21 protein-coding genes and 1 pseudogene are annotated in these 23,283 nt (G+C 72.7%); 6 read left to right on the top strand and 16 right to left on the bottom strand.

From position 1 onward, the window contains the following. From AC0680_RS28225 to AC0680_RS28210, 4 genes and pseudogenes are all read right to left on the bottom strand, one after another. Positions 1-287 (bottom strand): annotated as a pseudogene (locus AC0680_RS28225) (carbohydrate ABC transporter permease); the annotation flags it as partial. After that, the gene (locus AC0680_RS28220; RefSeq protein WP_478634028.1) at positions 284-1,276 is read right to left on the bottom strand and encodes a carbohydrate ABC transporter permease; all 993 of its coding nucleotides are present in this window, start codon (positions 1,274-1,276) and stop codon (positions 284-286) included. The pseudogene AC0680_RS28225 and the gene AC0680_RS28220, both read right to left, overlap by 4 nt. Continuing rightward, positions 1,257-2,618 (bottom strand): ABC transporter substrate-binding protein, encoded by a 1,362-nt coding sequence (locus AC0680_RS28215; RefSeq protein WP_478634026.1) that lies wholly within the window; start codon positions 2,616-2,618, stop codon positions 1,257-1,259. The genes AC0680_RS28220 and AC0680_RS28215 overlap by 20 nt, the downstream gene beginning before the upstream one ends. Positions 2,619-2,779: 161 nt before the next feature. Next, complete coding sequence (locus AC0680_RS28210) at positions 2,780-3,541, bottom strand: DeoR/GlpR family DNA-binding transcription regulator (protein ID WP_478634024.1); 762 nt, start codon at positions 3,539-3,541, stop codon at positions 2,780-2,782. Between the two features lie 318 nt (positions 3,542-3,859). Here AC0680_RS28210 and AC0680_RS28205 point away from each other — a divergent pair, with 318 nt between their 5' ends. Further along, positions 3,860-4,267, top strand: a complete 408-nt coding sequence (locus AC0680_RS28205) for an STAS domain-containing protein (RefSeq protein WP_478634022.1) — start codon at positions 3,860-3,862, stop codon at positions 4,265-4,267. Here the strand turns inward: AC0680_RS28205 and AC0680_RS28200 are convergent. Then, on the bottom strand, positions 4,247-5,467 hold the full coding sequence (locus AC0680_RS28200) for a sialidase family protein (protein ID WP_478634020.1): 1,221 nt from the start codon (positions 5,465-5,467) through the stop codon (positions 4,247-4,249). The two genes, AC0680_RS28205 and AC0680_RS28200, sit on opposite strands and share 21 nt — an antisense overlap. 100 nt (positions 5,468-5,567) lie before the next feature. Then, positions 5,568-6,482 (bottom strand): LysR family transcriptional regulator, encoded by a 915-nt coding sequence (locus AC0680_RS28195; protein ID WP_478634017.1) that lies wholly within the window; start codon positions 6,480-6,482, stop codon positions 5,568-5,570. Between the two features lie 227 nt (positions 6,483-6,709). Here AC0680_RS28195 and AC0680_RS28190 point away from each other — a divergent pair, with 227 nt between their 5' ends. Genes AC0680_RS28190 through amaB form a run of 3 tightly spaced genes read left to right on the top strand, consistent with a single transcriptional unit; the run spans position 6,710 to position 10,997 of the window. Next, positions 6,710-7,906 carry an NAD(P)/FAD-dependent oxidoreductase gene (locus AC0680_RS28190; protein ID WP_478634016.1) on the top strand — a complete coding sequence of 399 codons (1,197 nt, stop codon included), beginning with the start codon at positions 6,710-6,712 and terminating at the stop codon, positions 7,904-7,906. Between the two features lie 31 nt (positions 7,907-7,937). Next, positions 7,938-9,398, top strand: a complete 1,461-nt coding sequence (gene hglS / locus AC0680_RS28185) for a 2-oxoadipate dioxygenase/decarboxylase (RefSeq protein WP_478634014.1) — start codon at positions 7,938-7,940, stop codon at positions 9,396-9,398. 36 nt (positions 9,399-9,434) lie between these two features. Then, positions 9,435-10,997 (top strand): L-piperidine-6-carboxylate dehydrogenase, encoded by a 1,563-nt coding sequence (gene amaB, locus AC0680_RS28180; protein WP_478634011.1) that lies wholly within the window; start codon positions 9,435-9,437, stop codon positions 10,995-10,997. On the opposite strand, the gene AC0680_RS28175 is transcribed toward amaB, so the two are convergent. Both AC0680_RS28175 and AC0680_RS28170 read right to left on the bottom strand, forming a co-directional pair. Next, positions 10,984-11,775, bottom strand: coding sequence for a hypothetical protein (locus AC0680_RS28175; RefSeq protein WP_478634010.1), 792 nt, complete (start codon positions 11,773-11,775; stop codon positions 10,984-10,986). The genes amaB and AC0680_RS28175 overlap by 14 nt on opposite strands. Positions 11,776-11,778: 3 nt before the next feature. Beyond that, positions 11,779-12,423 (bottom strand): RNA polymerase sigma factor, encoded by a 645-nt coding sequence (locus tag AC0680_RS28170; protein ID WP_478634009.1) that lies wholly within the window; start codon positions 12,421-12,423, stop codon positions 11,779-11,781. A 386-nt stretch (positions 12,424-12,809) separates the two neighbouring features. Between AC0680_RS28170 and AC0680_RS28165 the strand changes: the two genes are divergently transcribed. After that, on the top strand, positions 12,810-13,628 hold the full coding sequence (locus AC0680_RS28165) for an SAM-dependent methyltransferase (RefSeq protein WP_478634007.1): 819 nt from the start codon (positions 12,810-12,812) through the stop codon (positions 13,626-13,628). 52 nt (positions 13,629-13,680) lie between these two features. Here AC0680_RS28165 and AC0680_RS28160 read toward each other — a convergent pair whose 3' ends face one another. From AC0680_RS28160 to dhaK, 3 genes are read right to left on the bottom strand one after another with little or no spacing between them, the layout of a single operon-like run. Continuing rightward, a complete protein-coding gene (locus tag AC0680_RS28160) occupies positions 13,681-14,133 on the bottom strand; it encodes a PTS-dependent dihydroxyacetone kinase phosphotransferase subunit DhaM (RefSeq protein WP_478634005.1) in 453 nt (150 codons plus the stop codon). Continuing rightward, positions 14,130-14,741, bottom strand: coding sequence for a dihydroxyacetone kinase subunit DhaL (gene dhaL / locus AC0680_RS28155; protein WP_478634003.1), 612 nt, complete (start codon positions 14,739-14,741; stop codon positions 14,130-14,132). The genes AC0680_RS28160 and dhaL overlap by 4 nt, the downstream gene beginning before the upstream one ends. A 47-nt stretch (positions 14,742-14,788) precedes the next feature. Continuing rightward, positions 14,789-15,781: a dihydroxyacetone kinase subunit DhaK gene (gene dhaK / locus AC0680_RS28150; RefSeq protein ID WP_468978404.1), complete on the bottom strand. Its 993-nt coding sequence runs from the start codon at positions 15,779-15,781 to the stop codon at positions 14,789-14,791. Between the two features lie 840 nt (positions 15,782-16,621). On the opposite strand from dhaK, the gene AC0680_RS28145 reads away from it, so the two are divergent. Next, positions 16,622-16,906 carry a hypothetical protein gene (locus tag AC0680_RS28145; RefSeq protein ID WP_478634000.1) on the top strand — a complete coding sequence of 95 codons (285 nt, stop codon included), beginning with the start codon at positions 16,622-16,624 and terminating at the stop codon, positions 16,904-16,906. A 168-nt stretch (positions 16,907-17,074) separates the two neighbouring features. Here AC0680_RS28145 and AC0680_RS28140 read toward each other — a convergent pair whose 3' ends face one another. The 5 genes from AC0680_RS28140 to AC0680_RS28120 all read right to left on the bottom strand — a co-directional run bounded on the left by AC0680_RS28140 (position 17,075) and on the right by AC0680_RS28120 (position 23,264). Further along, complete coding sequence (locus tag AC0680_RS28140) at positions 17,075-18,220, bottom strand: ABC transporter substrate-binding protein (RefSeq protein WP_478633998.1); 1,146 nt, start codon at positions 18,218-18,220, stop codon at positions 17,075-17,077. 522 nt (positions 18,221-18,742) lie between these two features. Beyond that, on the bottom strand, positions 18,743-19,717 hold the full coding sequence (locus AC0680_RS28135; RefSeq protein ID WP_478633995.1) for an AraC-like ligand-binding domain-containing protein: 975 nt from the start codon (positions 19,715-19,717) through the stop codon (positions 18,743-18,745). A gap of 198 nt (positions 19,718-19,915) precedes the next feature. Then, positions 19,916-21,490, bottom strand: a complete 1,575-nt coding sequence (locus AC0680_RS28130) for an ABC transporter ATP-binding protein (protein ID WP_478633992.1) — start codon at positions 21,488-21,490, stop codon at positions 19,916-19,918. Further along, on the bottom strand, positions 21,487-22,314 hold the full coding sequence (locus AC0680_RS28125; RefSeq protein WP_478633989.1) for an ABC transporter permease: 828 nt from the start codon (positions 22,312-22,314) through the stop codon (positions 21,487-21,489). The genes AC0680_RS28130 and AC0680_RS28125 overlap by 4 nt, the downstream gene beginning before the upstream one ends. Continuing rightward, positions 22,311-23,264 (bottom strand): ABC transporter permease, encoded by a 954-nt coding sequence (locus AC0680_RS28120; RefSeq protein WP_478633987.1) that lies wholly within the window; start codon positions 23,262-23,264, stop codon positions 22,311-22,313. The genes AC0680_RS28125 and AC0680_RS28120 overlap by 4 nt, the downstream gene beginning before the upstream one ends. Between the last annotated feature and the right edge of the window lie 19 nt (positions 23,265-23,283).

The following is a 23,283-nucleotide window of genomic DNA, read 5'->3' as shown; positions in this document are numbered from 1 at the left end:
ACGACCGAGGCGGTCAGCGAGTTGATCAGCGGCGGCCAGGGGCTGACGCCGGTGCCCTGGCCGAAGAACTCGCGGTAGCCGTGCAGGGTGAGGGGGGCACCCACGCTCGGCGGATTGCTCGCCGCGTCCGTCTCGCCGTGGAAGGACGTCAGCACCATCCAGGCGACGGGCAGGAAGAAGGCGATCCCGCAGAGCCAGGCCGCCAGGCCCAGCAGGCTGCCGGTGCGCCGCCGGCGCCGGGTCGCGGGCGCGCCCGCGGGGCGCCGGGTCAGCAGTGCGCTGGTCATCGGGAGACCTCCTCGCGCAGCAGGGACGAGACGGTGCGCAGCGCGAAGGTCGCCACCAGCAGCGAACACAGCACGACGACGACGCCTTGCGCGGACGCCCGTCCGTAGTCGTGGGCCTGGTAGAAGGTCTGGTAGATGGTGTAGGGGAGGTTGGCGGTGCCGAGGCCTCCGGAGGTGATGGTGAAGACCGCGTCGAAGTTCTGGACGACGTAGATGGTGCCCAGCAGCGCGGCCAGTTCGAGGTAGCGGCGCAGGTGGGGCAGCGTCAGATAGCGGAAGATGTCGAAGGCGGAGGCGCCGTCCATCCGGGCCGCCTCGATCGCGTCCGTCGCCCGGCTCTGCAGACCGGCCAGCAGGATCAGCATCATGAACGGTGTCCACTGCCAGATCAGCGACACCTCCACCGCGGCCAGCGGCGAGTCGGTCATCCAGTCCGGCTGCGGCGGGTGGTCGCTGCCGAACAGGCCCCATATCCACGTCAGTGAGCCGTTGAGGAGCCCGTACGAGGCGTTGTACAGGGCGTGCTTCCACAGCAGCGCGGACGCGACGGGCACCACCAGGAACGGGGTGATGAGCAGGGTGCGGACGATGCCGCGGCCGCGGAAGCTCCGGTCCAGCAGCAGCGCGAGGCCCAGCCCCAGCAGCAGACTGACCAGCACCACGGTCACCGTCAGTACCACCGTCGTGATGACCGAGGAGCGCATCGCGGGATCGGTGAAGACGGCCACGTAGTTGTCGAAGGCGGCGAAGCCGCGGTTGTCCGGCGCCAGCGCGTTCCACCGGGTGAAGGAGATCACCACGGTGGCCACGAACGGCAGTTGGGTCACGACGATCAGGAAGACCAGCGCGGGCAGCAGCGGAGCCCGCCGGGCCCAGTCCTTGGCCCGCTGTGCCCGCCGGGCACGGGCGGTCTGTCTACCGGGGGCCGCCGGGACGGCGTCCCGGCCGTGGCGGACGCGCCGGGTCGGCTCAGCGGCTGTGGTAGGCATCCGACACCTCCTGCGCCAGCCGCTGGCTCTTCTCCAGGGCCTCGGAAACGCTCTGCTTGCCGGCGATCGCCGAACTCACTTCCTGGGAGACCTTGGTGCCCAGGTCGGCGAACTCGGGGACGCCGACGAACTGGATACCGGGGGCCGGACGCGGCTGCACACCCGGGTCGTCGGGCCGGGCCGAGCTGATCGCGTCCTTCGTCGCCTGCGCGAACGCTCCGGACGCCCGGACGTACCGCGGGTTCTGGTAGGTGGACGCCCGCTTGCCCGCGGGCACGTTGGCCCAGCCCAACTTGCGGCCCACCAGCTGCTCGTACTCCTTGCCGGAGGCCCAGCTGATGAACTTCCACGCCGCGTCCTGGTTCCTGCTGGCCTTCTGCACGCCCCAGGCCCAGGTGTACAGCCAGCCGGAGCTGGGCGTCTGGTCGACCGGCGCCGGTGCGTAGCCGACCTTCCCGGCGACCTTGGATCCGGCGCCCTCCAGGGAGCCGGCGCCGGCGGTCGCGTCGTACCACATGGCGACCTTGCCCTGCTGCATGTCGTTGAGGCACTCGGTGTAGCCGGCCTGCGGCGCGCCCGCCTCCCCGTGCTTGCGGACCAGATCGACGTAGAACTGGGTGGCCTTGGCGAACTCCGGGCTGTCGAGCTGCGCCTTCCAGTCCTTGGTGAACCAGGTGCCGCCGAAGGTGTTGACGACCGTGGACAACGGGGCGATCACCTGGCCCCAACCGGGCTGGCCACGCAGGCAGATGCCCTTCATGTCCTTGCGGAAGCCGTCCAGCTTGGCTGCCATGGCGGCGACCTGCTGCCAGGTCGGCCGCTTGGGCATGGACAGCCCGGCCTCCTTGAACAGGTCCTTGCGGTACATCAGGAACGACGACTCGCCGTAGAAGGGCTGCGCGTACATCTGGCCGTCGACGGCGGTGAGGGACTTGCGGAGCGGCGCGAGGATGTCCTTCTGGTCGAACTTCGGGTCCTTGGCGGCCCGGTCGCCGAGCGGGGCGAGCCATCCGTTGAGGGCGTACATCGGCGTCTCGTAGTTGCTGAGACTGGCCACGTCGTACTGCCCGGCCTGGCTGGAGAAGTCCTGGCTCATCTTGTCGCGCAGGTCGTCCTCCGGCAGCACGGTGTAGTTCACCTTGATGCCGGTCTTCTTGGTGAAGTGCTCGGCGGTGAGCTTCTGCAGATCCACCATCTGCGGGTTGTTGACCATCAGGACGTTGAGGGTGTCGGAACCGCCCTTGCCCGTGGCGCCGAAGCCGCCGGAGCAGCCGGCGGTGGACAGCGTCAGGGCCAGGGCGACCGAGGTCAGCCCTACGGCGCGGCAGGTACGGCTGCGCATGGGGGATCGTGCTCTCACGGCTCTTGCCTTTCTGGGGACGTACGGGGGGACGTCTGGCGTGCCCGCGGGCACGATGGGGAGACCGTCCGGCGGCCGGGGCGGCCGTCGGCGGGACTGTGGGGTGTGCGTACGGGCCGGTTCCTCCGGGCGGCCCTGCCCGGTCAGACCCGGAGCACCTGCGGCCCGAGGAGGGAGTAGCGGTGGGCCTCCGGCGCGGACAGGCCCGCGTCGGTGACGATCGCGTCGAAGTCGCCGACGTCGGCGAACCGGCAGAAGCTGCTGGCGCCGAACTTGCTGTGCACCGCGACCAGCACCCGCCGCCGCGAGGAGCGCACGGCCTGCTCCTTCACCTCGGCGACGGCCGGGTCGGGGGTGGTCAGACCGTGCTCCCGGGAGACGCCGTTGGCTCCGATGAAGGCCAGGTCGATCACGAATCGGGCGAGCATGTCCCGGGCCCAGGACCCCACCGTCGCCTGCGTACCGGAGCGGACCCGCCCGCCGGCCAGCAGGACGGTGGTCGACTCGGACGCCGCGACCAGCGACGCGGTCCGCAGCGACGCGGTGATCACGGTGAGCGGACGGTCGGTGGGCAGCAGCACGGCGACCAGCTCCGGTGTGTAGCCCTCGTCGACGAACACCGTCTCGGCCTCGCCGACCAGCGTCGCCGCGGCCGCGGCGATCCGGCGCTTCTCCGCCACCAGCTGCGTCTCCCGCCGGGCCAGCGTGGTCTCGAAGCCGGCGCTCTCGACCGGATAGGCCGCGCCGTGCGTGCGGCGGATCAGGCCCCGGCGCTCCAGTTCGCTCAGGTCCCGCCGTACGGTCTCGCGGGCCACCCCGAACTCGGCTGCGGCATCGGCGACCTCGACCCGGCCGGACTGCCGGGCGAGCGCGAGGATGCGGTGCTGGCGTTCCTCGGCCCTCATGGCTCACTCCTGCCCGATTTCTGGCTGATTCCGGCTTCCGTTCGGTCACGGGACTGCCCGTTTCCGTCCGCATCAGGTTTATAGCAAGCAGCCACCTGCGCAGAGCTGCCCGTCACCACGGAAAACCTGCCCGTTTCTGCCTGCTTTCTGACCGTGTCCCCCGGGCCCACCGCCCCGCCGCGTGCCCGTACGGGCCTGGTGGCGGGCCCGTCGTCCACACCGGCCACCCCCGCGCCCACCGGCCGCGACCGGCCAGTGCCCGACGGCCGGCCGACCGTCGGGGTGGTGCCCCCGCCCCTGGCGCTTAGGGTGGACGCCATGAGCTCGGAGATGCGGTCGTTGGCGGTCACTGCGATCGTGGAGGCGGAGGAGTGCGCGGTGCTGCGGGTCAGCGGGGAGCTGGACCTCCGCACCGAGCAGGCCTTTCTCTCCGAGGCGCGGTCCGTGGTCTCGGCCGGCCACCGCTTCCTGGTGCTCGATCTGACCGCCCTGCGCTTCTGCGACTCGCGGGGACTGAGCTGTCTGCTCGCCCTGGAATGGCTGTGCCGGCGGCTGGAGGGGCGGCTGCTGCTGGCGTCGCTCGGCGTACGGATGCTGCGGCTGCTGATCGGCACCCAGTCCCTCAACGTCTTCTCCTGCTATCCCACGGTCGGCCATGCGCTGGCCGCCGTGCCCGACGGCAGCCGCCCGGTGTGGCCGCCCGCTTCACCTGACCCGTCCGTGTGAAGCGGCGGTGCGCGCGGCTGACGGCAGGGAGGCCGGGCAGCGCATCCCCAGCCACGCGCCGTCGAACCGGGCGAAGGTGATCTTCCGGTACGGGCCGGATTCGTACAGCAGTCCGAAGGTGCCGTCCCGCAGCCGGGTCAGCGTCGAGTACGCCGCCGCGCCCGGCGCGACGGTCCGGGCGATCGGCCAGCTCCGCCCGTCGTCGCAGGACGCCCGCACGGTCAGGTTCTCGCGCGCGCCGGTGCTCGCCGTGTTGCTGAACAGCAGCCAGTGGGCGCGCGGCTGACGGGCCGGCGCCGCCGGGTCGTAGCGCAGGATCGAGGCGTTGTTCGCCGGGTCGATCAGCTCGTCGTCCGCGGCCGGGGCGCTGTAGGTCAGCCCGCCGTCCCACGAGTGGGCGACCAGCCGCCTTCTGACGCCGTTGGTACGGCTGTTGAGCATGATGCGGCCATCGGCCAGCTCCACGGTCTTGTTCTCGTCCATCCGCGGGCCCACCGGCGCGCCCATGTGCCAGCTCGCGCCGTGGTCGTCGCTGTACGCGCTGGCCGCCCACATGCTGCCGTCCGCCTTGCGGAACGCGTACTGCTGCAGCAGCCGTCCTCCGGAGAGCTGGCTGCCGGCCCCGGAGGAGGCGAAGATGCCATGCCAGGACGGGTCCTTGAGGTCGCGGGTCAGCCGCCGGTTGCGCCAGCTGCGGCCGCCGTCGTCGGAGTAGCTGTAGTCGGTGTGCAGCACACGGGTGCTGTCGTGGGCGCTGCCGGTCCCCGCGCTGCCGAAGCCGACGCCCTTGGGCGCGTACGCGTGGAAGAGGAAGACCCGGCCGGTCTGCCGGTCGGCGAGCAGGCTCGGGTCGCCCGCGCCCACCCCGCCGTCGTAGTCCACCACCGCCCTCGGGGCGCTCCAGGTGCGCCCGTTGTCGGTGCTCCGCCGCACCATCACATCCACGTTGCCCGGCAGATCGGCCCCGCTGTCGTTGCGCCGGTCGTAGGCCGCGAGGAGGGTGCCGTCCGGCAGGGTGGTCAGCGCCGGAATGCGGTAGGTGTGCGCGCCCTGACCGGACAGCGCCAGATCGGTGGTCTCGTACAGGGCGGGCCGGGCGGCCGTGCGGTGCGGCTCGGCGGCGGGTGCCCAGGGGGCGGTCGGCAGGCCGGTGCCGAGGGCGAGCAGCGCGGCCAGCGCGAGCGGACGGGCGGCATTCACCGGTACCTCCAGGGCCGGACGCGGTGGGGCCGCTCCAGGGTGCGGGAGGCCGCCGGACCGGGCGCGCCGAGCGGCTCCGTCGGGGTGAGGCGGACCCGCCCTACGGCGTGGCGCCCTCCCGCAGCGCGTCGATCAGCGCCGCCACCGACGGTCTGCGCAGCGCGGCGGAGCCGACCGCGACCACGATGTGGCGGACGACCGGGTCGTGCAGCGGCACCGCCGTGATGCCCTGCGAGCGCAGCCGCAGCATCAGCTCCGTCAGCGGCGCGACACCCAGCCCCGCCCCCACCATCGCCAGCGAGGTGGCGGTGTCGGTCACCTCGTGGACCACCCGCGGCTCGAAACCCGCCCGGCGGCACACGGCGCGGATCGCCCGCCCGTAATACGAGCCGGCCGCCGGCAGGATCCAGTCGCAGTCGGCGGTCTCCGCGAGCCGCAGCGCACCCGCCCGCCCCTCCGGCACGTCCCATGGCGGCCGCCCAGATGGCACGGCGAGCGAGAACCGTTCGGAGCGCATCCGCACCAGCTCCACCGCGCCGTCCCGGACCAGTGGCGCGTCCGGATAGTCCAGCCCGAGCGCCAGCTCCACCCGTCCGGCACACACCTCCGCGTACGCCTGGTCCACCTCCACCTCGCGGCTCTCCACCCGCACACCGGGGTGCCGGGCACCCAGCCGGCGCAGGGCCGGCGGCAGCAGCACCGCGGCCGCCGTACCGAACACCCCCAGCCGCAGCCGCGCCCGCAGCTCCCCGCGGCCCCGCTCCAGCGCCGCCACTGCCTCCGCCTGCGCGGCCAGGATCCGCTCCGCGTGGTCGGCGAGCGTGTGCCCGGCGTCCGTCAGCTCCACCCGGCGCCCGGCCCGCCGGACCAGCTCCGTGCCGGTGGCCCGCTCCAGCGCCGCTACGTGCTGCGAGACCGCGCCCGGCGTATAGCCGAGGGCCGCGGCCGCCGCGGTCATCGTGCCGCTCCGGGTCAGCTCCAGCAGCGTCCTGAGCTGGACCCCTGGCAATTCCATGGCGGCACCCTACCCAGCGCCGCCGGCCCCCCGGCCCCGTGCGCCGCCTTGCCAAACCCCCTGGGGCCCAGAAGTCTTAATAGATCGCGTCCAGCGACTGTCGATGGACGCGGCACGGCCCGCCCGTCACCATCTGAACCACCGGTGACCGCGCTCCACCCGCACCGGTGCGTCCGACCTCCCACCACCCACTCCGTACCGCACCAGCAGACCGGAAGGCGGCCCGGATGGCATCCACCGCGACCTCGGCCAAGGCCCCAGTCCCCCTCCCCGAACAGGCCGACGTCGTGATCATCGGCGGCGGTGTCATCGGGGCGAGCATCGCGTTCCACCTGGCCGAGGCGGGCGTGACCGGAGTGCTCCTGCTGGAGCGCGACCGGCCCGCCTCCGGCTCGTCCGGCAAACCCATCGGCGGCGTCCGCGCCCAGTTCTCCGACCCGCTCAACATCCAGCTCGGCCTGCGCAGCCTGGACGCCTGGCGGGACTTCGCCCGGCGGCCCGGCGCCGCCGTCGGACTGGAGTCCGTCGGCTACCTCTTCCTCCTGGGCGACGACCGCGAACTGGCCATCTTCACCGAGGGAGTGCGGACCCAGAACGCACACGGCGTCCCCAGCCGCATCATCACCCCGCGCGCCGCCCAGGAGCTGTGCCCGTACCTCGACCCGGCCGGCATCGTCGCCGCCGCCTTCTCACCCACCGACGGCTACGCACTGCCGCGCTCCGCGGTGACCGGCTATCTGCACGCCGCCCGCCGGCTCGGCGCGAGCGTGCGCACCCACTGCCCGGTCACCGCCCTCGACACCGCCGACGGTGCCGTGCAGGCCGTCCACACCCCGCACGGCACCGTCCGCACCCCCGCCGTCATCTGCTGCGCGGGCGCCTGGTCCGGGGCCGTCGGCGCCATGGCGGGCGTCGACCTCCCCGTCACCCCGCTGCGCCGGCAGATCGCCTTCACCGGGCCGCTGCGCCCCGCACCGCCCCGCATCCCCTTCACCCTCGACTTCGACTCCACCCTCTACTTCCACAACGACGGCGCCGGCGGGCTGCTCATGGGCCTGTCCGACCCTCGCCAACAGCCCGGATTCCAGCGGGACTTCACCCGCGAATGGCTCGCCCCGTTCCGTGCCGCGGCGGCCCGCCGGGCACCGGAACTCGCCCGGCTGCCCGTCGTCGACGGCTGGGCCGGCCTCTACGAGATGACCCCCGACCGCAACGCGCTGATCGGCGAGGCAAACCGGCCCGGCCGGTTCCTGTACGCCACCGGCTTCTCCGGCCACGGCTTCCTGCAGGCCCCCGCCGTGGGCGAGCTCGTCCGCGACCTGTACCTGGGGCGCGAGCCGTTCGTCGACATCGGGCCGCTCGCCGCCACCCGCTTCGACGACACCACCCGTCCCGCCGGCCGCCCCGAGGCCCACATCATCTGACCCCGGTCCGCACCCACCCCCGGAGCTGCTTATGGTCCCCACCTGGCAACTGCGCGCCGCGTTCGCCCGCCGGCTCTCCGCCATGTACGGCACCGAAGTCCCCGCGTACACCACGCTGCTGGACGTGGCCGGGCAGGTCAACGACGAGGTCGCGGCCCGGGATCCGCACGCGGGCCGGCTCGGCGGCATCAGCCGGGTCACCGCGGAACGCCACGGCGCGATCCGCGTCGGCACCCCCGCGGAACTCCGCCAGGCCGCCCAGATCTTCGCCGCGTTCGGCATGTACCCGGTGGGCTTCTACGACCTCAGGGACGGCGACGAGGGCGCCGTGCCCGTCGTCTCCACCGCCTTCCGGCCGATCGGCGGCGAGGAGCTGGAGCGCAACCCCTTCAGGGTCTTCACCTCCCTGCTGACCACCTCCGACCGCCGTTTCTTCGACGCCGGCCTGGCAGCCCGGGTCGAGGCCTTCCTTGCCCGCCGGCAACTCTTCCCGCCGGAACTCCTCGCCCTGGCCGAACGCGCGGAGCAGGCCGCCGGACTCCCCGAGCCGCAGGCCGAACGCCTCCTCACCCTGGCGGTCGCCGCGTTCGCGCTCTCCCCGGAACCCGTCGACCGCGCCTGGTACACCGAGCTGGAGCGCGTCTCCGCGGTCGCCGCCGACATCGGCGGGGTGAGCACCACGCACATCAACCACCTCACCCCGCGCGTCCTGGACATCGACGCCCTCTACCGGCGGATGGCGGAGCGCGGCATCACCATGATCGACCGGATCCAGGGGCCGCCGCGCTGGGAGGGCCCCGACGTCCTGCTGCGCCAGACCTCCTTCCGGGCGCTGGCCGAGCCCCGCAGGTTCCGCGCGGCCGACGGCCGGGTCACCGTCGGATCGCTCCGGGTCCGCTTCGGCGAGGTCGAGGCGCGGGGCATCGCCCTGACCCGCGCGGGCCGGGCCCGCTACGACCACCTCATGGCGGAGACCGACCGCCGGATGGCGCGCAGCCCGGGCGCCGACCGGCAGGCGGTGGCCCGCGACCTGTGGCGGCAGGGCTTTCCCGCCACCGAGCACCAACTCGCCGTCGCGCACCAGGCGTTCTTCACCTACCAGCCGGTCACCGACCGGCCCCGGGACGGCCGGCGCCCGCCCGCCGACCTCGCCGGCCTGCTCACCCAGGGCTGGCTCACCGCCCACCCCGTCGTCTACGAGGACTTCCTGCCCCGCTCCGCCGCCGGCATCTTCCGCTCCAACCTGACCGGCGACGGCACCCGTGACGCGGACCTGGCAGGCGACCCCTTCGACGCACACCGGCTGTCCGAGGCGATCGGCCGGCCGGTGCTCGACCCGTTCGCGCTCTGCGCCCGGCAGCAGGACCACTCGCTGCGGCAGGCGCTGTTCACCCTTCAGGCCAGCGCGGCGCTGCGCGCACTGGACGACGGGGAACTCGTCGACACCGAACCGGCCGGCGCGGATCCGGTCGTCCCGGACCCGGCCCGCTGACCACCGCCCACCCCACCTTCACCCAGGAGTTCCGCCATGCCCGCCACCGACTCCGCCGGCCACCGGCTCCCCGACACCGACGCCCTGCGCGCCCGCGCGGCAGCCGCCCTCGGCCGCTGCGGCGTGGACCTCGACGCGTACACGGGTGCCGCGGCGGCCGACACCGTCCTCGCCCGTACACCGCTGACCGGCGAAACCCTCGCCCACCTCGCCGCCACCACCCCCGAGCAGACCGAGGAGGCCGTCGCCGAGGCGCACCGCACCTTCGAGGACTGGCGCACCGTGCCAGCCCCGCGGCGCGGCGCGCTCGTCAAGCGCCTGGGAGAACTCCTGGCCGCCCACCGGGAGGACCTCGCCGACCTGGTCACCATCGAGGCCGGCAAGATCCGTTCCGAGGCGCTCGGCGAGGTGCAGGAGATGATCGACATCTGCGACTTCGCGGTGGGCCTGTCCCGGCAGCTCTACGGCCGGACCATCGCCGGCGAGCGGCCCGGGCACCGGCTGTCGGAGAGCTGGCACCCGCTCGGCGTGGTCGGCGTGCTGTCCGCCTTCAACTTCCCCGTCGCCGTCTGGTCCTGGAACACCGCCGTCGCCCTGGTCTGCGGCGACACCGTGGTGTGGAAGCCGTCCGAGCTGACCCCGCTCACCGCCCTGGCCTGCGACGGGCTGCTGACCCGCGCGGCCGCCGACGTGGGGGCGCCGGCCGGGGTGCACCGGCTGCTGCTCGGGGCCCGGGAGTGCGGTGAGCGGCTGGTCGACGACCCCCGGGTGGCGCTGGTCAGCGCGACCGGCTCGGTACGGATGGGACGGCAGGTCGCGCCCCGGGTCGCCGCCCGCTTCGGCCGCTGCCTGCTCGAACTCGGCGGCAACAACGCCGCCGTGGTCGCCCCCTCGGCGGACCTCGACCTCACCGTCCGCGGCGTCGTCTTCTCCGCGGCGGGCACCGCGGGCCAGCGCTGTACGACGCTGCGCCGGCTGATCGTCCACGAGGACCTCGCCGACCGGCTCGTCGAGCGGATCGTGCACGCCTACGGACAGCTGCCGCTGGGCGACCCGTTCGACCCGGCCACCCTCGTCGGCCCGCTCATCAGCACCGCCGCCCACACGGCGATGTCCGAGGCGCTGACCGAGGCGCAGCGCTCCGGCGGCAAGCTGCTGGCCGGCGGCGAGCGGTGCCTGGCGGACCAGGCCCCGCACGCCGCCTATGTCCGGCCGGCGATCGTCCGGATGCCCGAGCAGACCGAGATCGTCCGCACCGAGACCTTCGCGCCGATCCTGTACGTACTGACCTACCGCACCCTCGACGAGGCCATCGCCCTGCACAACGGCGTGCCGCAGGGCCTGTCCTCCAGCATCTTCACCCGCGACCAGCGCGAGGCCGAGCGCTTCCTGGCCGCGGACGGGTCCGACTGCGGTATCGCCAATGTCAACATCGGCACGTCCGGCGCGGAGATCGGCGGTGCGTTCGGCGGCGAGAAGGAGACCGGCGGCGGCCGCGAGTCCGGCTCCGACGCCTGGCGCGCCTATATGCGCCGGGCCACCAACACCGTCAATTACTCGGCGGAGTTGCCGCTCGCGCAGGGCGTCAGCTTCCTCTGAGCATGCCACCGGGCCGGCCCGGGGCGCACCCGCCCCGGCCGAGGTCCTGGACGAGAGTGGGCGACGGGCGCGGGATCTCGCCGAAGTCCTCGTCGTCGCTGTCCACGACCAGCCGGTTGATCACGTTCTCCAGGGCCGTCGGCAGGGTCGGGGCGAGCCCGCTGTGCCACTGCACCAGGAGGTTGTGCCGGGCGGCGTCCGGCAGTAACTGCTTGTCGTCGAACGCCGCCACCGACGGGCGCTCCTCGTCGGGGGCGTGCGCGGCCTGCTCGCGCCAGTAGGCGGCGTCGCGGTACTCGCCGTTGCGGCGGTGGGAGAGGTACAAGCAGTAGGCCGCGGTCCGGCTGCCGGCACCGGCGCCGAAGTGCCACCAGAAGTGCGCCGCGTCGCAGCGCCCGGTGATGTGCAGCAGACAGGCGAAGACCAGCGCGCCTTCGGGGTCGATGTGGTGGTCGTTGACCAGCCGTTCCAGGCTGGCCGCGGCCGCCGCGGCGTTGACCACCAGCGCACAGGCCAGCTGGAGTTCGTGGGTGGCCTCGTCGCGGGCGCTGGGGTAGGCGCTGGGTGCCCCGCGGTCGGCGCGCCCCGGCAGCACCGCCGCCCGTGGCCCGTCCGCCCCCGTCCGCAGGGCGACGGTCCGCGTACCGGGACCGCCGGGAACGGTGCGGTCGGCGAGGTCGCAGATGCCGGCCAGGCCGTCGATTCCGGACACCGCGGCGGCGGCGCTCAGCAGCGTCTCGACGGTCTCCCGGCGGCCGGCCGGGCGTTGGTAGGACATGGTTCAGTTCCCCCTGGTGTTTCCCTGGTCGATGCCGAGAGCCGCGGCGAGCTTGCGCTTGCCGCGGCTCGCATAGGAGCGGACGGTGACTTCGTCGACCCCGAGCAGCCCCCCGATCTGGGCGTCGCTGTAGCCGATGACATGCCGCAGCACGATCACGTCGCACTGCCGTTCCGGCAGCCGGGCGATGGCCGCGTACAGCCCCAACTGGCTCTCCAGCATGGCGAATTGCTGCTGGCACTCGCGCAGCAGGGCGTGCGCGACGACGGCGAAGGCGGCGGTCTCGGTGAGCGCGGTGGGCTGCTGGTGGTCGTAGAGCCACTCCACCACCCGCTCCTTGAGGACCGACCAGGCGTACGCCTCGACCGAGGCCTGCCGCAGCGCGTGCGGCCACAGCCGGCCGAGCTGCTCGTACGCGGACAGGGTGACCTCGCGGGCGGCGGCCTCGCTGCCCGTGTGCAGGTAGGCGTACGTCAGCCACTTGCCGGCATGGGTCGCCAGGAACGCCTCGAAGGTGATCGACAGCCGGTGGTCGGACGGCCCCGGCGCGCGGGTCGTCGGTGGGCAGCGGGAGGGCGCGGCTAACTCCGTGATGCAGGCGTGCGCCGGGGCGCACGTCGCTGGAAGTCGGTCCCGGTCAGCGCTCACGAGCCGTCCTCGTTCCGGTCGCCGTGCACCGCTGACGGGGCGCCGAGGCGACGGCGGCAGCGGGAGGACGGTTTGCCCTCACCCTCCAATGAACAGGAAAGTGGGCCCGTTTGTGGCATCGGAGACGCAAAAATCTTCCGCTGCGTATTCATATGACTACCCGTGACAACGTCATGTGACGGGCCGTGACATTTATGGCCCGGGTCGTCACGATCTGTGCGGAGGGTTCGCCCCGCATGATCCCGGGCGGACCGGGCAGTGCTCCAGCAGCCGTGTGCACGGAGGCGTGTTGCGCACAACGAGGGCGCATGGCTCCTAAGAGTGCGCCCCCTGGCCGCCGGGAGGGGACGGGGGGGCGGTACGCCGTACTGGGGAGGCAGCGGACGATGAACGACCACGAGCCCGTGGTGGACCTACAGCTGGACCGGGCCCACTCGTCCCGGATCTACGACTACTTCCTGGGCGGCAAGACCAACTTCCTGGCCGACCGGATGGCCGCCGGCAGCGTGCTGGGCGTCTTCCCCGCCGCGCTGGTCGCGGCCCGCATCAACCGCGAGTTCATGCACCGCGCCACCCGCTTCCTGGCCGCATCCGGCCTGCGGCAGTTCCTCGACATCGGCACCGGCATCCCCACCCGGCCGAACCTCCACGACATCGCCCAGGACGTCGCCCCCGACGCCCGGGTGGTCTACACCGACAACGACCCCATCGTCCTCGCGCACGCCGCGGCCCTCCTGCACAGCAGGCCCGAGGGCCGCACGGCCTACCTCCAGGCCGATGTCACCGACCCCGAAGGCATCCTCGGCGCACCGCGGCTCCTCGACACCCTCGACCTGAGCCGGCCCGTCGCGCTCAGCCTCAACGCCCTGATGCACTTCGTCCCCGACGACGGGCACGAGCGCGCCCACGGCATCGTCGAGACCCTCAAGTCCGCCCTCCCCAGCGGCTCGGTCCTGGCGATGACGCACGCGACGGCGGACTTCAGCCCCGAGACGATGGAGCAGATCCTCAAGATCTACGCCGACGCCGGGACCGTCCTGCAGTTCCGCCCCCGCGCCGCGTTCGCCCGCTTCTTCGACGGCTGGGAGCTGCTGGACCCCGGCGTCACCCTCTCCCACCAATGGCGCCCCGACCGTCCCGAGGACGCCACCCACGTCACCGACGCGGAGGCCGCCTGCTACGCGGCCGTCGCCCGCAAGCCCTGAACGGGACGGCGGCCGGGCCCGCGCCCGGCTCGCCCGGCCACCGCCCCGCCCCTCACTCCTTGCGGTACCCGTACGCCTCCGCGGCCGCCGCCGCGACGGCGTCCAGATCCGCGCCCGCCGAAGCGGTGACCACCGCGGCCACCGCCCCCTCCACGAACGGCGCGTCCACCAGCCGCGCGCCCTCGGGGAGTTCGTCCCCCTCGGCGATGAGCGCCTTGACGGTCAGCACCGCGCTGCCCAGGTCGACCAGGATCGCGACCCCGGCACCGCGGTCCACCGCCCGCGCCGCCTCGGTGATCAGCTCCGAACTGGTCCCCAGCCCGCCGTCCGGCGTACCGCCCGCGGCCGCCACCGGAGCCTGCGCCCCGCCTCCGGCCAGTCCGACGGCCAACGTCGCGACGGACTCGGCGACCGGCCCGCTGTGCGACACCAGCACCACTCCGACCAGCGGGTTGCCGTCGCCGGCCGCACCGCCGGTGCCCGCCTGCGCCTGCGCCGCGCTCACTTCGCCACCTGCGCGAGCGCCTCGAACAGCAGCGCCGACGACGTCGCCCCCGGATCCTGATGCCCGATACTGCGCTCGCCCAGATAGCTGGCCCTGCCCTTCCTGGCCTGCATCGGTACGGTCGCCGAGGCGCCGTCCCCGGCGGCCTCGGCCGCCGCGTCGAACGAGGTCGCCAGCGCCGCCACCCCCGGCTCCAGCGCATCGAGCATCGTCTTGTCACCCGGCGCCGACCCGCCGAGCTGCCCCACCGCGGTCACACCGGCGCCCAGCGCCGCCCGCAACTCCTCCGTCGACACCTCCGACGCGTCGCCGAGCGCCTTTCCGGCACGCCGCAGCAGCGTCCCGTACAACGGCCCGGACGCGCCGCCCACACTCGAAATCAACTGCCGCCCGGCGGCGACCAGCACCGCACCGGGCGTCGCCGGCGGCTCGCCCTCCGCCACCGTCTTGACCACGGCCGCGAACCCACGCTGCATGTTCCTGCCGTGGTCGGCGTCACCGATGGCCGAATCCAGCTCGGTGAGCCGGTCGGCCTCCCGGTCGATGACGGTGGCCGCCGCCGTCATCCAGCGTACGAAGAACGCGGCATCCAGGGCCGTTTCGGACACGGGCTACTCTCCTTAGGTCGTTCGGTCACTGAGCGGGTGCGCGGACCTCAGCGGCCCCAGCGGAGCCCCGCGGTCTGCACCGGCGCGTCCCACAGCCGCAGCAGCTCACCATCCACCTGACACAGCGTCACCGAGCAGCCTGCCATGTCCAGCGAGGTCACATAGTTCCCGACGAGCGTCCGGGCCACCGCCACGCCCCGCTCGTCCAGCACCCGGCGCACCTCCGCGTTGAAGCCGTACAGCTCCAGCAGCGGCGTCGCACCCATGCCGTTGACCAGTACCAGCACCGGCAGCCGCGGCTGAAGGTCCTCCAGGATCGCATCCACCGCGAAGTCCGCGATCTCGTGCGAGGTCATCATCGCGCGCCGCTCCCGCCCCGGCTCGCCGTGGATCCCCACCCCCAACTCCAGCTCACCGGCGGGCAGATCGAACGTCGGGCTGCCCTTCGCCGGCGTCGTACACGCACTGAGCGCCACCCCGAAGCTGCGCGAGGAGCCGACGACCTGCCGGGCCACCGCCTCCACCCGCTCCAGCGGCATCCCCTCCTCGGCCGCCGCCCCGGCGATCTTCTCCACGAACAGCGTCGCGCCGGTCCCGCGCCGCCCCGCCGTGAACGTCGAGTCGGTCACCGCGACATCGTCGTCCACCAACACGGAGGCGACCTGCACCCCTTCGTCCTCCGCCAGCTCCTGTGCCATCTGGAAGTTGAGCACGTCCCCCGTGTAGTTCTTCACCACGAACAACACGCCACGCCCACTGTCCACGGCCGCCGCCGCACGCACCATCTGGTCCGGCACCGGCGAGGTGAACACCTCCCCGGGGCAGGCCGCATCCAGCATCCCGGGCCCGACGAACCCCCCGTGCAGCGGCTCGTGCCCACTGCCGCCCCCCGACACCAGCGCCACCTTCTCCGCCACCGGCGCGTCCCGCCGCACGATCACCCGGTTCTCGGCATCCACCACCAGCTCGGGATGCGCCGCGGCCATTCCCCGCAGCGCGTCGGCGACGACGGTCTCCGCGACGTTGATCAACATCCTCATCGGTACCTCCAGGTGAGATTAGAAGTCGTGTGGAAGTCGTGCCTCTGGCCGGTGTTTCACCAGGTCAGAGTGGAATCCTGCAGTTCCGGCAGTTTCTGATCTTGGCACTCTGTGGCGCTCTGTGGCGCTCTGTGGCGGTCGTATGCGGGGTCCGGCGGGGCTGATGCTGACGTGACGTCGACGACCTTCCTGGTGGCGTGTCAAGCCTTTCTCTGGACGTCACAGAGGTGACGGGCTCGCCGGTCCAAGTATCGGACCCCGAGCCGACGACGGCCCTGCCATCCGCGGGTGTCGTCGCCGCCGCGTCCTGAGCGGTGTCACCTTGCGTTGCCTCCGACCGATCATCGTCGTGTCCACGGCCCCATGGAAGTGCATCGGGCGGACGACCGGCCACTCGTCTCCGTACGACGGAGTCCGGCGCCGTGGCTGTGCTCGCGGTGGCCCCGTCACGCCCGCATGTCCCTGGCTCGGGAACGGGGAGGCGATCGCACGGGACGGTCCCCGTCGGCCGGCTGGGGCAGATGTCGTGCGAGCATGAGCGGCCGTGATCAAGACGCAGAGGGTCGGCGAGGAGCCAGGGTGAGACGGAACGTCGGATCGGCGGTGGTACCCCTGGCGGCTCTGGTGCTGCTGACCGCGTGCGGGGGCCCCGCGGGAGGCACCCATCCCTGCACTTTGATGGACGCGCCCGCGGGGATCCGGGTGGAGGTCCATCCGCGACTGGCGAACAGGGTGGCCGGCGCGAGCCTTACGGCCTGCTGGGACGGCGCATGCCGCAAGCGCGCGCTGCAGTTGCGGCAGACCCGACCGGCAGACCCGGCGGCTCCGGGAAACCCCGTGATGACCACGGAATCCGCAACCGCCGCGGAGAGCCCGGCGGCGACGACCGCCCAAACGCCCGGGCCTTCTGTCCGGCCCGGTTTCGCGTTCGTACGTGACCTCCCGGGGAAGCCGATACGCGTCAGGCTGGTGTTCCAGAACCGGCGGGGCGCCACCGTGCTCGACCGACAGATCAGCATCACCCCGCGGCCGACCTATCCCAACGGCCGCGACTGCTCGCCGGGTGGCCGTCAGGCGCGCCTGACGGTCACGAAAGAGGGTGCTTTGACCTCACGCCCGCTGTGACTGCGCTCCTCGGCCCGGGGCGCCACGCTCGTCGACGACGATGACGAACGGCCGTGGCGCGCACCCGGCGCCCGGCCGGAGAGAGGCGGCCTGGTTGCCGGCCGGCCGCGCGGCGCCGCCGTTCCGAGGAAACGGCGGGCACCGCGTCGGCCCCGGTGAGAGTCGCGGTTACCTGGAGACGGACTTGCCCCAGCCCTGGGCGATGTCATCCTTGGCATGGCCCAGCTGCGACTCGGTGGGGAATCGCGGAGTGCCGGAGACCTTCGGCAGCTTGGCGGCCGCGGTCTTATCGAGCGTGCCGTCCTTCTCCATGGCGGCCATCAGGGCCGGGCGGGCGTAGCCCTTGAGCCAGAGGTTCTGGCCGTCGGCGCTGTAGAGGTACTCCTGCCACAGTCGGGCGGCCGCCGGGTGCGGGGCGTTCTTGTTGATGGCCTGCGAGTAGTACTGCGAGAACTTGCCGTCCTCCGGGACCGCGACCTGCCAGTCGAGTCCCTTGCTCTTGAACTCGTCGGTGTACCCGGCGTTGAGGTAGTCCCAGTCGAGGACGATCGGCGTCTGGCCCTTCATGATGGTGGCCGAGGTGGACTGGACGGGCGTGTAGTTGCCGTTCCTCTTGAGCTTGGCGAAGAAGTCGAGGCCGGGCTGGATGTAGTCGAAGGAGCCGCCGTTGGCGAGGGCGGCCGCGTACACACTGCCGAAGGCCGAACCCGACTTGGTGGGGTTGCCGTTGAGCGCGACCTGCCCCTTGTACTCCGGCTTGAGCAGATCCTTGAAGGTGGTCGGGCAGGTCTTCACGCGATGGGCGTCGCAGCCGATGGAGATATAGCCGCCGTAGCCGTTGTACCAGCGGCTCAGCGTGTCCTTCTGGCCGTCGGGGATGTCGATGAAATCGGCGACCATGTATTGGGCGAGCAGATCCTGCTGGGCGGCGCTATACGCGAAGGAGCTGCCGAGGTCGAGTACGTCGGGCGCCCCGTCCTTGCCCTTGCGGGAGGTGACGGCGTTGATCTCGTCCTGGCTGGCGCCGTCCGGGTTCTCCACCTTGATCTTGATGCCGTACTTCTTCTCGAAGCCGTCGATCAGTGCACCGTAATTGGCCCAGTCGCGGGGGAGCGCGATGGCGTTCAGCGTGCCTTCCTCTTTGGCTGCCTTGACGAGCGCGTCCATGCCCCCGAAGTCCTCGGCCGATATCGCGGTGGCCGCGCTCTCTCCGTCGGCGTTGGTCGACGCGTCGGAGCCACAGGCGCTGAGGGCGAGTGTGGCGGCGACGAGGCCGCCGGTGAGGGCGGCGGCTCTCGGCAGGATCTGGGTCACGGTCTCTCCAGAGGGGTACACAAGGGGGCACAGGGGACACACGGGGATTCGCGTGGGGGGTGAGAACTTGTGCGAATACTCGTCTGAACAAGCTGGCCATAGTAGGCACGCTGTCGATGTCTGGTCCGTAACATCTTCGAAACTCTTGACTACCATTCCTGCACATCTGTGACGCGCGAGGATGTGGCGCGACATCTCGTCGACGTCGGTCGCTCTGCGTGTGCGATGCGGCACTCTACGTGAGGGGGCGGTGGTGGTGCTCCGGCCGAGACCACGCCTCACGCTGTCCGTAGAACCGCAATGACGATTGCGACTGCTGCTGCGCGCGCACCTGCCAATGTGCGTCTATCCGTTATGTAATTCAGTGTCCAGCTGTTGTGGAATTCATGGGTGCCCGTTTCCGGATTCATCGGACAGGCGAATCTGTGAGAAGGGAAACGATCTCACCGTCGCCCCTTCAAGATGCCGGAATGCGGGCGGTGCGTCGTGAGCGCTGAGTGCACAACTGTCTTGGCAATGAGTTCACTCGTGGCCGTGGAGGGACTGGTGCCGGTGGTCCCTGGGTGTGGTGCCGTAGGCGGCGCGGTAGGCGCGGCTGAAGTCGGATGCGCGGGGGAACCCCCAGCGGGTGGCGATGGTGCAGATGGGGGTGGCGTGGAGGGCCGGGTCGGTGAGGTCGCGGTGGGCCGCCTCCAGGCGTAGGCGGCGGATATACGCGGCCACTGTGGCGTCCTGGTCCCGGAAGAGGCGGTGCAGATAGCTGAGGGAGATGTGGTGCGCCGCGGCGATGGTGGCCGGGGTGAGGTCGGGGTCGTGCAGGTGCTCGCGGATGAAGGCCTGGACGCGCAGGGTGAGGGTCCGACGGTGGGTCTCCGGGGGGAGGCAGTGGCCGGCTTCGAGCAGGTGGGCGAAGAGCGCGGCGGTCAGATCGGTCAGGACCGTGCCCAGCCGGAGTCTGTCGGTGGGCTGGTACGGGGTGGTGTCCTCGGTGAGTTGGGTGAGGAACTGCGCCAGGAGGGCGCCCATCCCTTCCCGGGCGGACACCGGCGCCCCGACTATCCGGCGGGCCACGTCGCGCGGGAGCGGTACCAGGGCCTTGGGAATCTCCAGCGCCACCGACGTGACCGGGGCCCCGGTGCTGTGGACCTCGTCCGGCAGCGAGGAGGAGTTGATGAACAGGTCGTACGGCTTGAAGTCGGTTTCCCGGTGTCGCCACGTTCCTGTCGCTCGCCCGCGTAAGAGAAGCGCGAGGTGGTACGTCTCGGGGTCGGACTGCCGGATCAGCTTCGGCGTGCGCCGGAAGACCAGCGGCTGGAACGTGGCGGACCACATGGTGACGGCGCCGAGGCCCAGCACGCGCTGGGAAGCCCGGAAGTCGTCGGCGTAGTCGCTGCGCAACTCCATGGGAGCGTGGGTACGGCCCAACAGCTCGGTCCAGTAATCGAACCGGTCCGCCGCGGGCACATCCTCGCTCCGGAACACCATTTCGTCCGACATCACTCGTTCCCCCGTTTCTGAAGCCGCTGGTCAAAGGGCTCCCACCAGGTGGTACACGGTGTGCTGGACGGTGCGGTTCCCTGCCGCGCACGATGGCGGAAACGAGTGTGCCACCGGGCGGAAACGAGTGTGCCGTCGGCCGGTTGGGGACGGACGTACCGGGGCGGGTCCGACCGACGGGTCGGGGTCGGACGGACCCTAGCCCGGCACCGGTCGGGCTCCGTCGTGGGCCGTCAGGTCCGCCGCGACCTCCACGAGCGAGGCGGTGAAGGCGTGCCGCGGTGCGGTGAGCACCTGCCGCGCCGGGCCCTGTTCGACGAGTTCACCGGCGTCCAGTACGGCGATCCGGGCGGCCGCCGCGGCGGTGGCGAGGTCGTGGGTGATCAGCACCAGGGACAGCTCCGGCCGGTCGCGCAGCAGAGCGGTGAGCGTGCCGAGCAGACCGCGCCGGGTGACCGCGTCGAGCCCGGAGGTGATCTCGTCGCAGAGGAGCACCCTCGGCCGGGCCAGCAACGCGCGGGCGAGCGCGGCGCGCTGCAACTCGCCGCCCGACAGCCGTCCGGGCGCGCGGCGCACCAGCTCCTCGGTCAGCCCGAGCGTGGCCAGCGTACGCAGCGCCTCCGCCGCGGCCTCACCCGGATCCGCCCCGCGCAGTCGCACCGCCGTGCGCGCCACTTGGTCCAGCACCGGCCGGTGCTCGTCGAAGGCGGCCCCGGCGTCCTGGAAGACGTACTGGACCGCACCGAGTTGCGCACGGGTCCGCGCCCGCACACTGCGCGGGAGCACCGTGCCGTCGAGCCGGATCTCGCCGTGGAAGTCGCGGTGCAGCCCGGCCAGGCAGCGGGCCAGCGTGGTCTTCCCGCTGCCGGAGCGGCCGACGACGGCCAGGAACTCGCCCGCGCGGAGGGTGAGTCCGGGCAGCCGCAGCACCTCGGTGGCGGTCCGGGAGCCGTCACGGTGCCGGGCCGCGAGACCCCGCACCTCCAGCACCGCACGGCCCGCGCCCGCCGGTGGGCTCTGGCCCACCCCGGTTTCCGCGGCGAGCCCGGTTTCCGCGGCGAGGAGCTCAGCGGTCCACCGATGCCGCGGCGCCCGCCACAACCGCTCGGCGGGGCCCGCCTCCACCACGCGGCCACCGTGCATCACGAACACCTCATCGGCCAGGGCCCGCACGACATCCAGGTCGTGGCTCAGCAGCAGCACCCCGATGCCCTGCCGGGCCAGTGCCGCCAGCTCGCCGACGACGCGCCGTTTGGTCACCGCGTCCTGACCCGTCGTCGGCTCGTCCGCGACCACCACCCCGGCCCCGGCCAGCAGCGCCTGCGCCAGCACCACCCGCTGCTGCTGGCCCCCCGACAGCTGGTGCGGACAGCGGCCGAGCAGCGCCTCGCCCTCCGGGAGCTGCGCCAGGGCCAGCGCCCGCCGGATGCGCTCACCGGCCGCCGCCCGCCGCCCGGCCCGGGGCAGGGCCCGTACCTGGCCGCGGGCGATGTCGGACAGCAGCGCGCCGACCCGCCGGGCGGGGTTGAGGACCGCGCCGGGGTGCTGGGGCACATAGCCGACCAGGCCGTCGGCCACCCGCACCTCGCCGGTCACCCGCGCACCCGCCGGGTACTCGCCCAGCAGGGCCAGACCGGTCGTCGTCTTGCCGCTGCCGGACGCGCCGACCAGCGCGGTGACCTTCCCGGCCCGGACCCGCAGCCCGACCCCGTCGACGATCGGCCGCCCGTCGACCTCGACGCGCAGATCCCTGATCTCGGCGATCACGCTCATGCCCGCCTCCTCCTTCCCGCTCCGGCGGCGTTCTTCTCCAGTACGGCGTCGAAGAGCAGATTGCTCCCCACCGTCAGCGCGACGATCAGCAGCGCCGGCACCACCACGGCCCAGGGCTGGACGAACAGCCCCGTACGGTTGCGGTCCACCATCACCGCCCAGTCGGCCGCGTCCGGCGCCACACCGACGCCGAGGAACGCCGCCGTGGCGACCAGATACAGCACCCCCGTCAGCCGTACGCCGGCATCCGCGACGAGGGTGCGCGCCACCGATCGGCCGACGTACCCCACGGCCGTCCGCCACCAGGACTCGCCCTGCATGCGCAGCGCCTCCACCACGGGACGACAGGCCGCCTCGGCGGCCGTGGCCCGCACCATCCGTGCCACATCGGGGATGTTGACCAGGGCCACCAGCAGCGACAGCCCCACCGCCCCCGGCGAGGCGACCGCGGCCACCAGCAGGATCAGCAGCAGCGACGGCACCGCGACCAGCACGTCCCAGGGCCGCATCAGCAGCTCCTCCAGCCACGCCCGGTGGGTGAGCGCGCCCGCGAGCCCGACCGGCAGCGCCACCAGATAGGCCAGCGCCGTCGCGACCAGCGCGACGAGGATCACCGACCGCCCGCCGAGCAGCACCTGCCGCCACACGTCCCGTCCGACGAAGTCCGTGCCCAGCCAGTGGCCGCCGCCGAGCCTGAAGGAAGGCGCCCGGGGCCCCGGTTCACCCGCGAGCAGCGGACCGAGCAGGGCGAGCACCAGCGGCACGGCGACGACGGCCAGGGCGAGCGCGCAGCGCCCCGGCCCGGCACCGGTGGGCTTCCTCATGCCGCCACCCCCGCCCGCGGCGCGAATCGGTGGGCGACCAGGTCGGCGCCCAGGTTGAGCACCACCGTCGCCACGCCGAAGACCACGGCCAGACCCTGCACCACAGGCAGGTCGCGCTCCGCGACGGCGTTCATCAGCACCGTTCCCAGCCCCGGAATGACGAACAGCGCCTCCACGACGACGACCCCGCACAGCAGCCAGTCGACGGTGCGGGCCAGCTGCTGGGCGGCGGGCGCGACCGCGTTGGGCAGGGCGTGCGCGTACCGGACGCGGGCGCCCGGGACGCCGTAGCGGCGGGCATGGGCGCAGTACGGGGCGGCCAGCGCGTCGATCATGCCGGCGCGTACCAGGCGGGCCAGTGAGCACACCGGCCGCGACAGCAGGACCAGGACGGGGAGCACCAGCGCCGCCGGATGGGCGAGCAGATCGGTGCCGTAGCCGACGGCGGTCGGCGGCAGCCAGCCCAGGCGCAGCGCGAACACCGTGACCAGCAGCACGCCGATGGCGAACTCCGGGACCGCGTACACGCCGAGCGTCACCGAACTGATCAGCCGGTCCGCGAGCCGCCCCTCGTGCCGGGCGGCCAGCACACCGAGCCCGACGCCGGCCGGCACCAGCAGCGCGACGGTGAGCACGGCCAGCACCACGGTCGGCCCGAACCCGTCCGCGAGATACCCGCTGACCGGCCGGCCCGACGTCAGGGACGTGCCGAGGTCGCCGTGCAACAGCCCGGCCGCCCACGCCGCCAGGCGTTCGTGCGCCGGCCGGTCCAGGTGCAGCGCCGCGCGCAGGGCCGCGATCCGCTCCGGGTCGGGCTGGTCGCCGGCGAGCGCCACCGCCGCGTCGCCCGGCAGCGCCTCGGTGAGCGCGAAGACCAGCAGCACCACGGCCGCCGTCTGCGCCGCACCGGCCAGCAACCGCCGGGCGAACCAGGACCGCAGCCCGCTCATGGTTCTCCCCCGCCGCCGG

Source organism: Streptomyces sp. NPDC043738, from assembly GCF_056436545.1.
Note: the sequence above shows the minus strand (reverse complement) of the source record. Positions and strands in the feature narration are given on the sequence as shown.

Excerpts from the sequence above, each read along its gene's own strand:
- AC0680_RS28190 (WP_478634016.1), top strand. The coding sequence starts at position 6,710 with ATGGCATCCACCGCGACCTCGGCCAAGGCCCCAGTCCCCCTCCCCGAA.
- AC0680_RS28125 (WP_478633989.1), bottom strand. The coding sequence starts at position 22,314 with ATGAGGAAGCCCACCGGTGCCGGGCCGGGGCGCTGCGCGCTCGCCCTG.
- hglS (WP_478634014.1), top strand. The coding sequence starts at position 7,938 with ATGGTCCCCACCTGGCAACTGCGCGCCGCGTTCGCCCGCCGGCTCTCC.
- AC0680_RS28145 (WP_478634000.1), top strand. The coding sequence starts at position 16,622 with ATGACCACGGAATCCGCAACCGCCGCGGAGAGCCCGGCGGCGACGACC.
- AC0680_RS28195 (WP_478634017.1), bottom strand. The coding sequence starts at position 6,482 with ATGGAATTGCCAGGGGTCCAGCTCAGGACGCTGCTGGAGCTGACCCGG.
- AC0680_RS28165 (WP_478634007.1), top strand. The coding sequence starts at position 12,810 with ATGAACGACCACGAGCCCGTGGTGGACCTACAGCTGGACCGGGCCCAC.
- AC0680_RS28215 (WP_478634026.1), bottom strand. The coding sequence starts at position 2,618 with ATGCGCAGCCGTACCTGCCGCGCCGTAGGGCTGACCTCGGTCGCCCTG.
- AC0680_RS28205 (WP_478634022.1), top strand. The coding sequence starts at position 3,860 with ATGAGCTCGGAGATGCGGTCGTTGGCGGTCACTGCGATCGTGGAGGCG.
- AC0680_RS28135 (WP_478633995.1), bottom strand. The coding sequence starts at position 19,717 with ATGTCGGACGAAATGGTGTTCCGGAGCGAGGATGTGCCCGCGGCGGAC.
- amaB (WP_478634011.1), top strand. The coding sequence starts at position 9,435 with ATGCCCGCCACCGACTCCGCCGGCCACCGGCTCCCCGACACCGACGCC.
- AC0680_RS28130 (WP_478633992.1), bottom strand. The coding sequence starts at position 21,490 with ATGAGCGTGATCGCCGAGATCAGGGATCTGCGCGTCGAGGTCGACGGG.
- AC0680_RS28120 (WP_478633987.1), bottom strand. The coding sequence starts at position 23,264 with ATGAGCGGGCTGCGGTCCTGGTTCGCCCGGCGGTTGCTGGCCGGTGCG.
- AC0680_RS28220 (WP_478634028.1), bottom strand. The coding sequence starts at position 1,276 with ATGCCTACCACAGCCGCTGAGCCGACCCGGCGCGTCCGCCACGGCCGG.
- AC0680_RS28210 (WP_478634024.1), bottom strand. The coding sequence starts at position 3,541 with ATGAGGGCCGAGGAACGCCAGCACCGCATCCTCGCGCTCGCCCGGCAG.
- dhaK (WP_468978404.1), bottom strand. The coding sequence starts at position 15,781 with ATGAGGATGTTGATCAACGTCGCGGAGACCGTCGTCGCCGACGCGCTG.
- AC0680_RS28175 (WP_478634010.1), bottom strand. The coding sequence starts at position 11,775 with ATGTCCTACCAACGCCCGGCCGGCCGCCGGGAGACCGTCGAGACGCTG.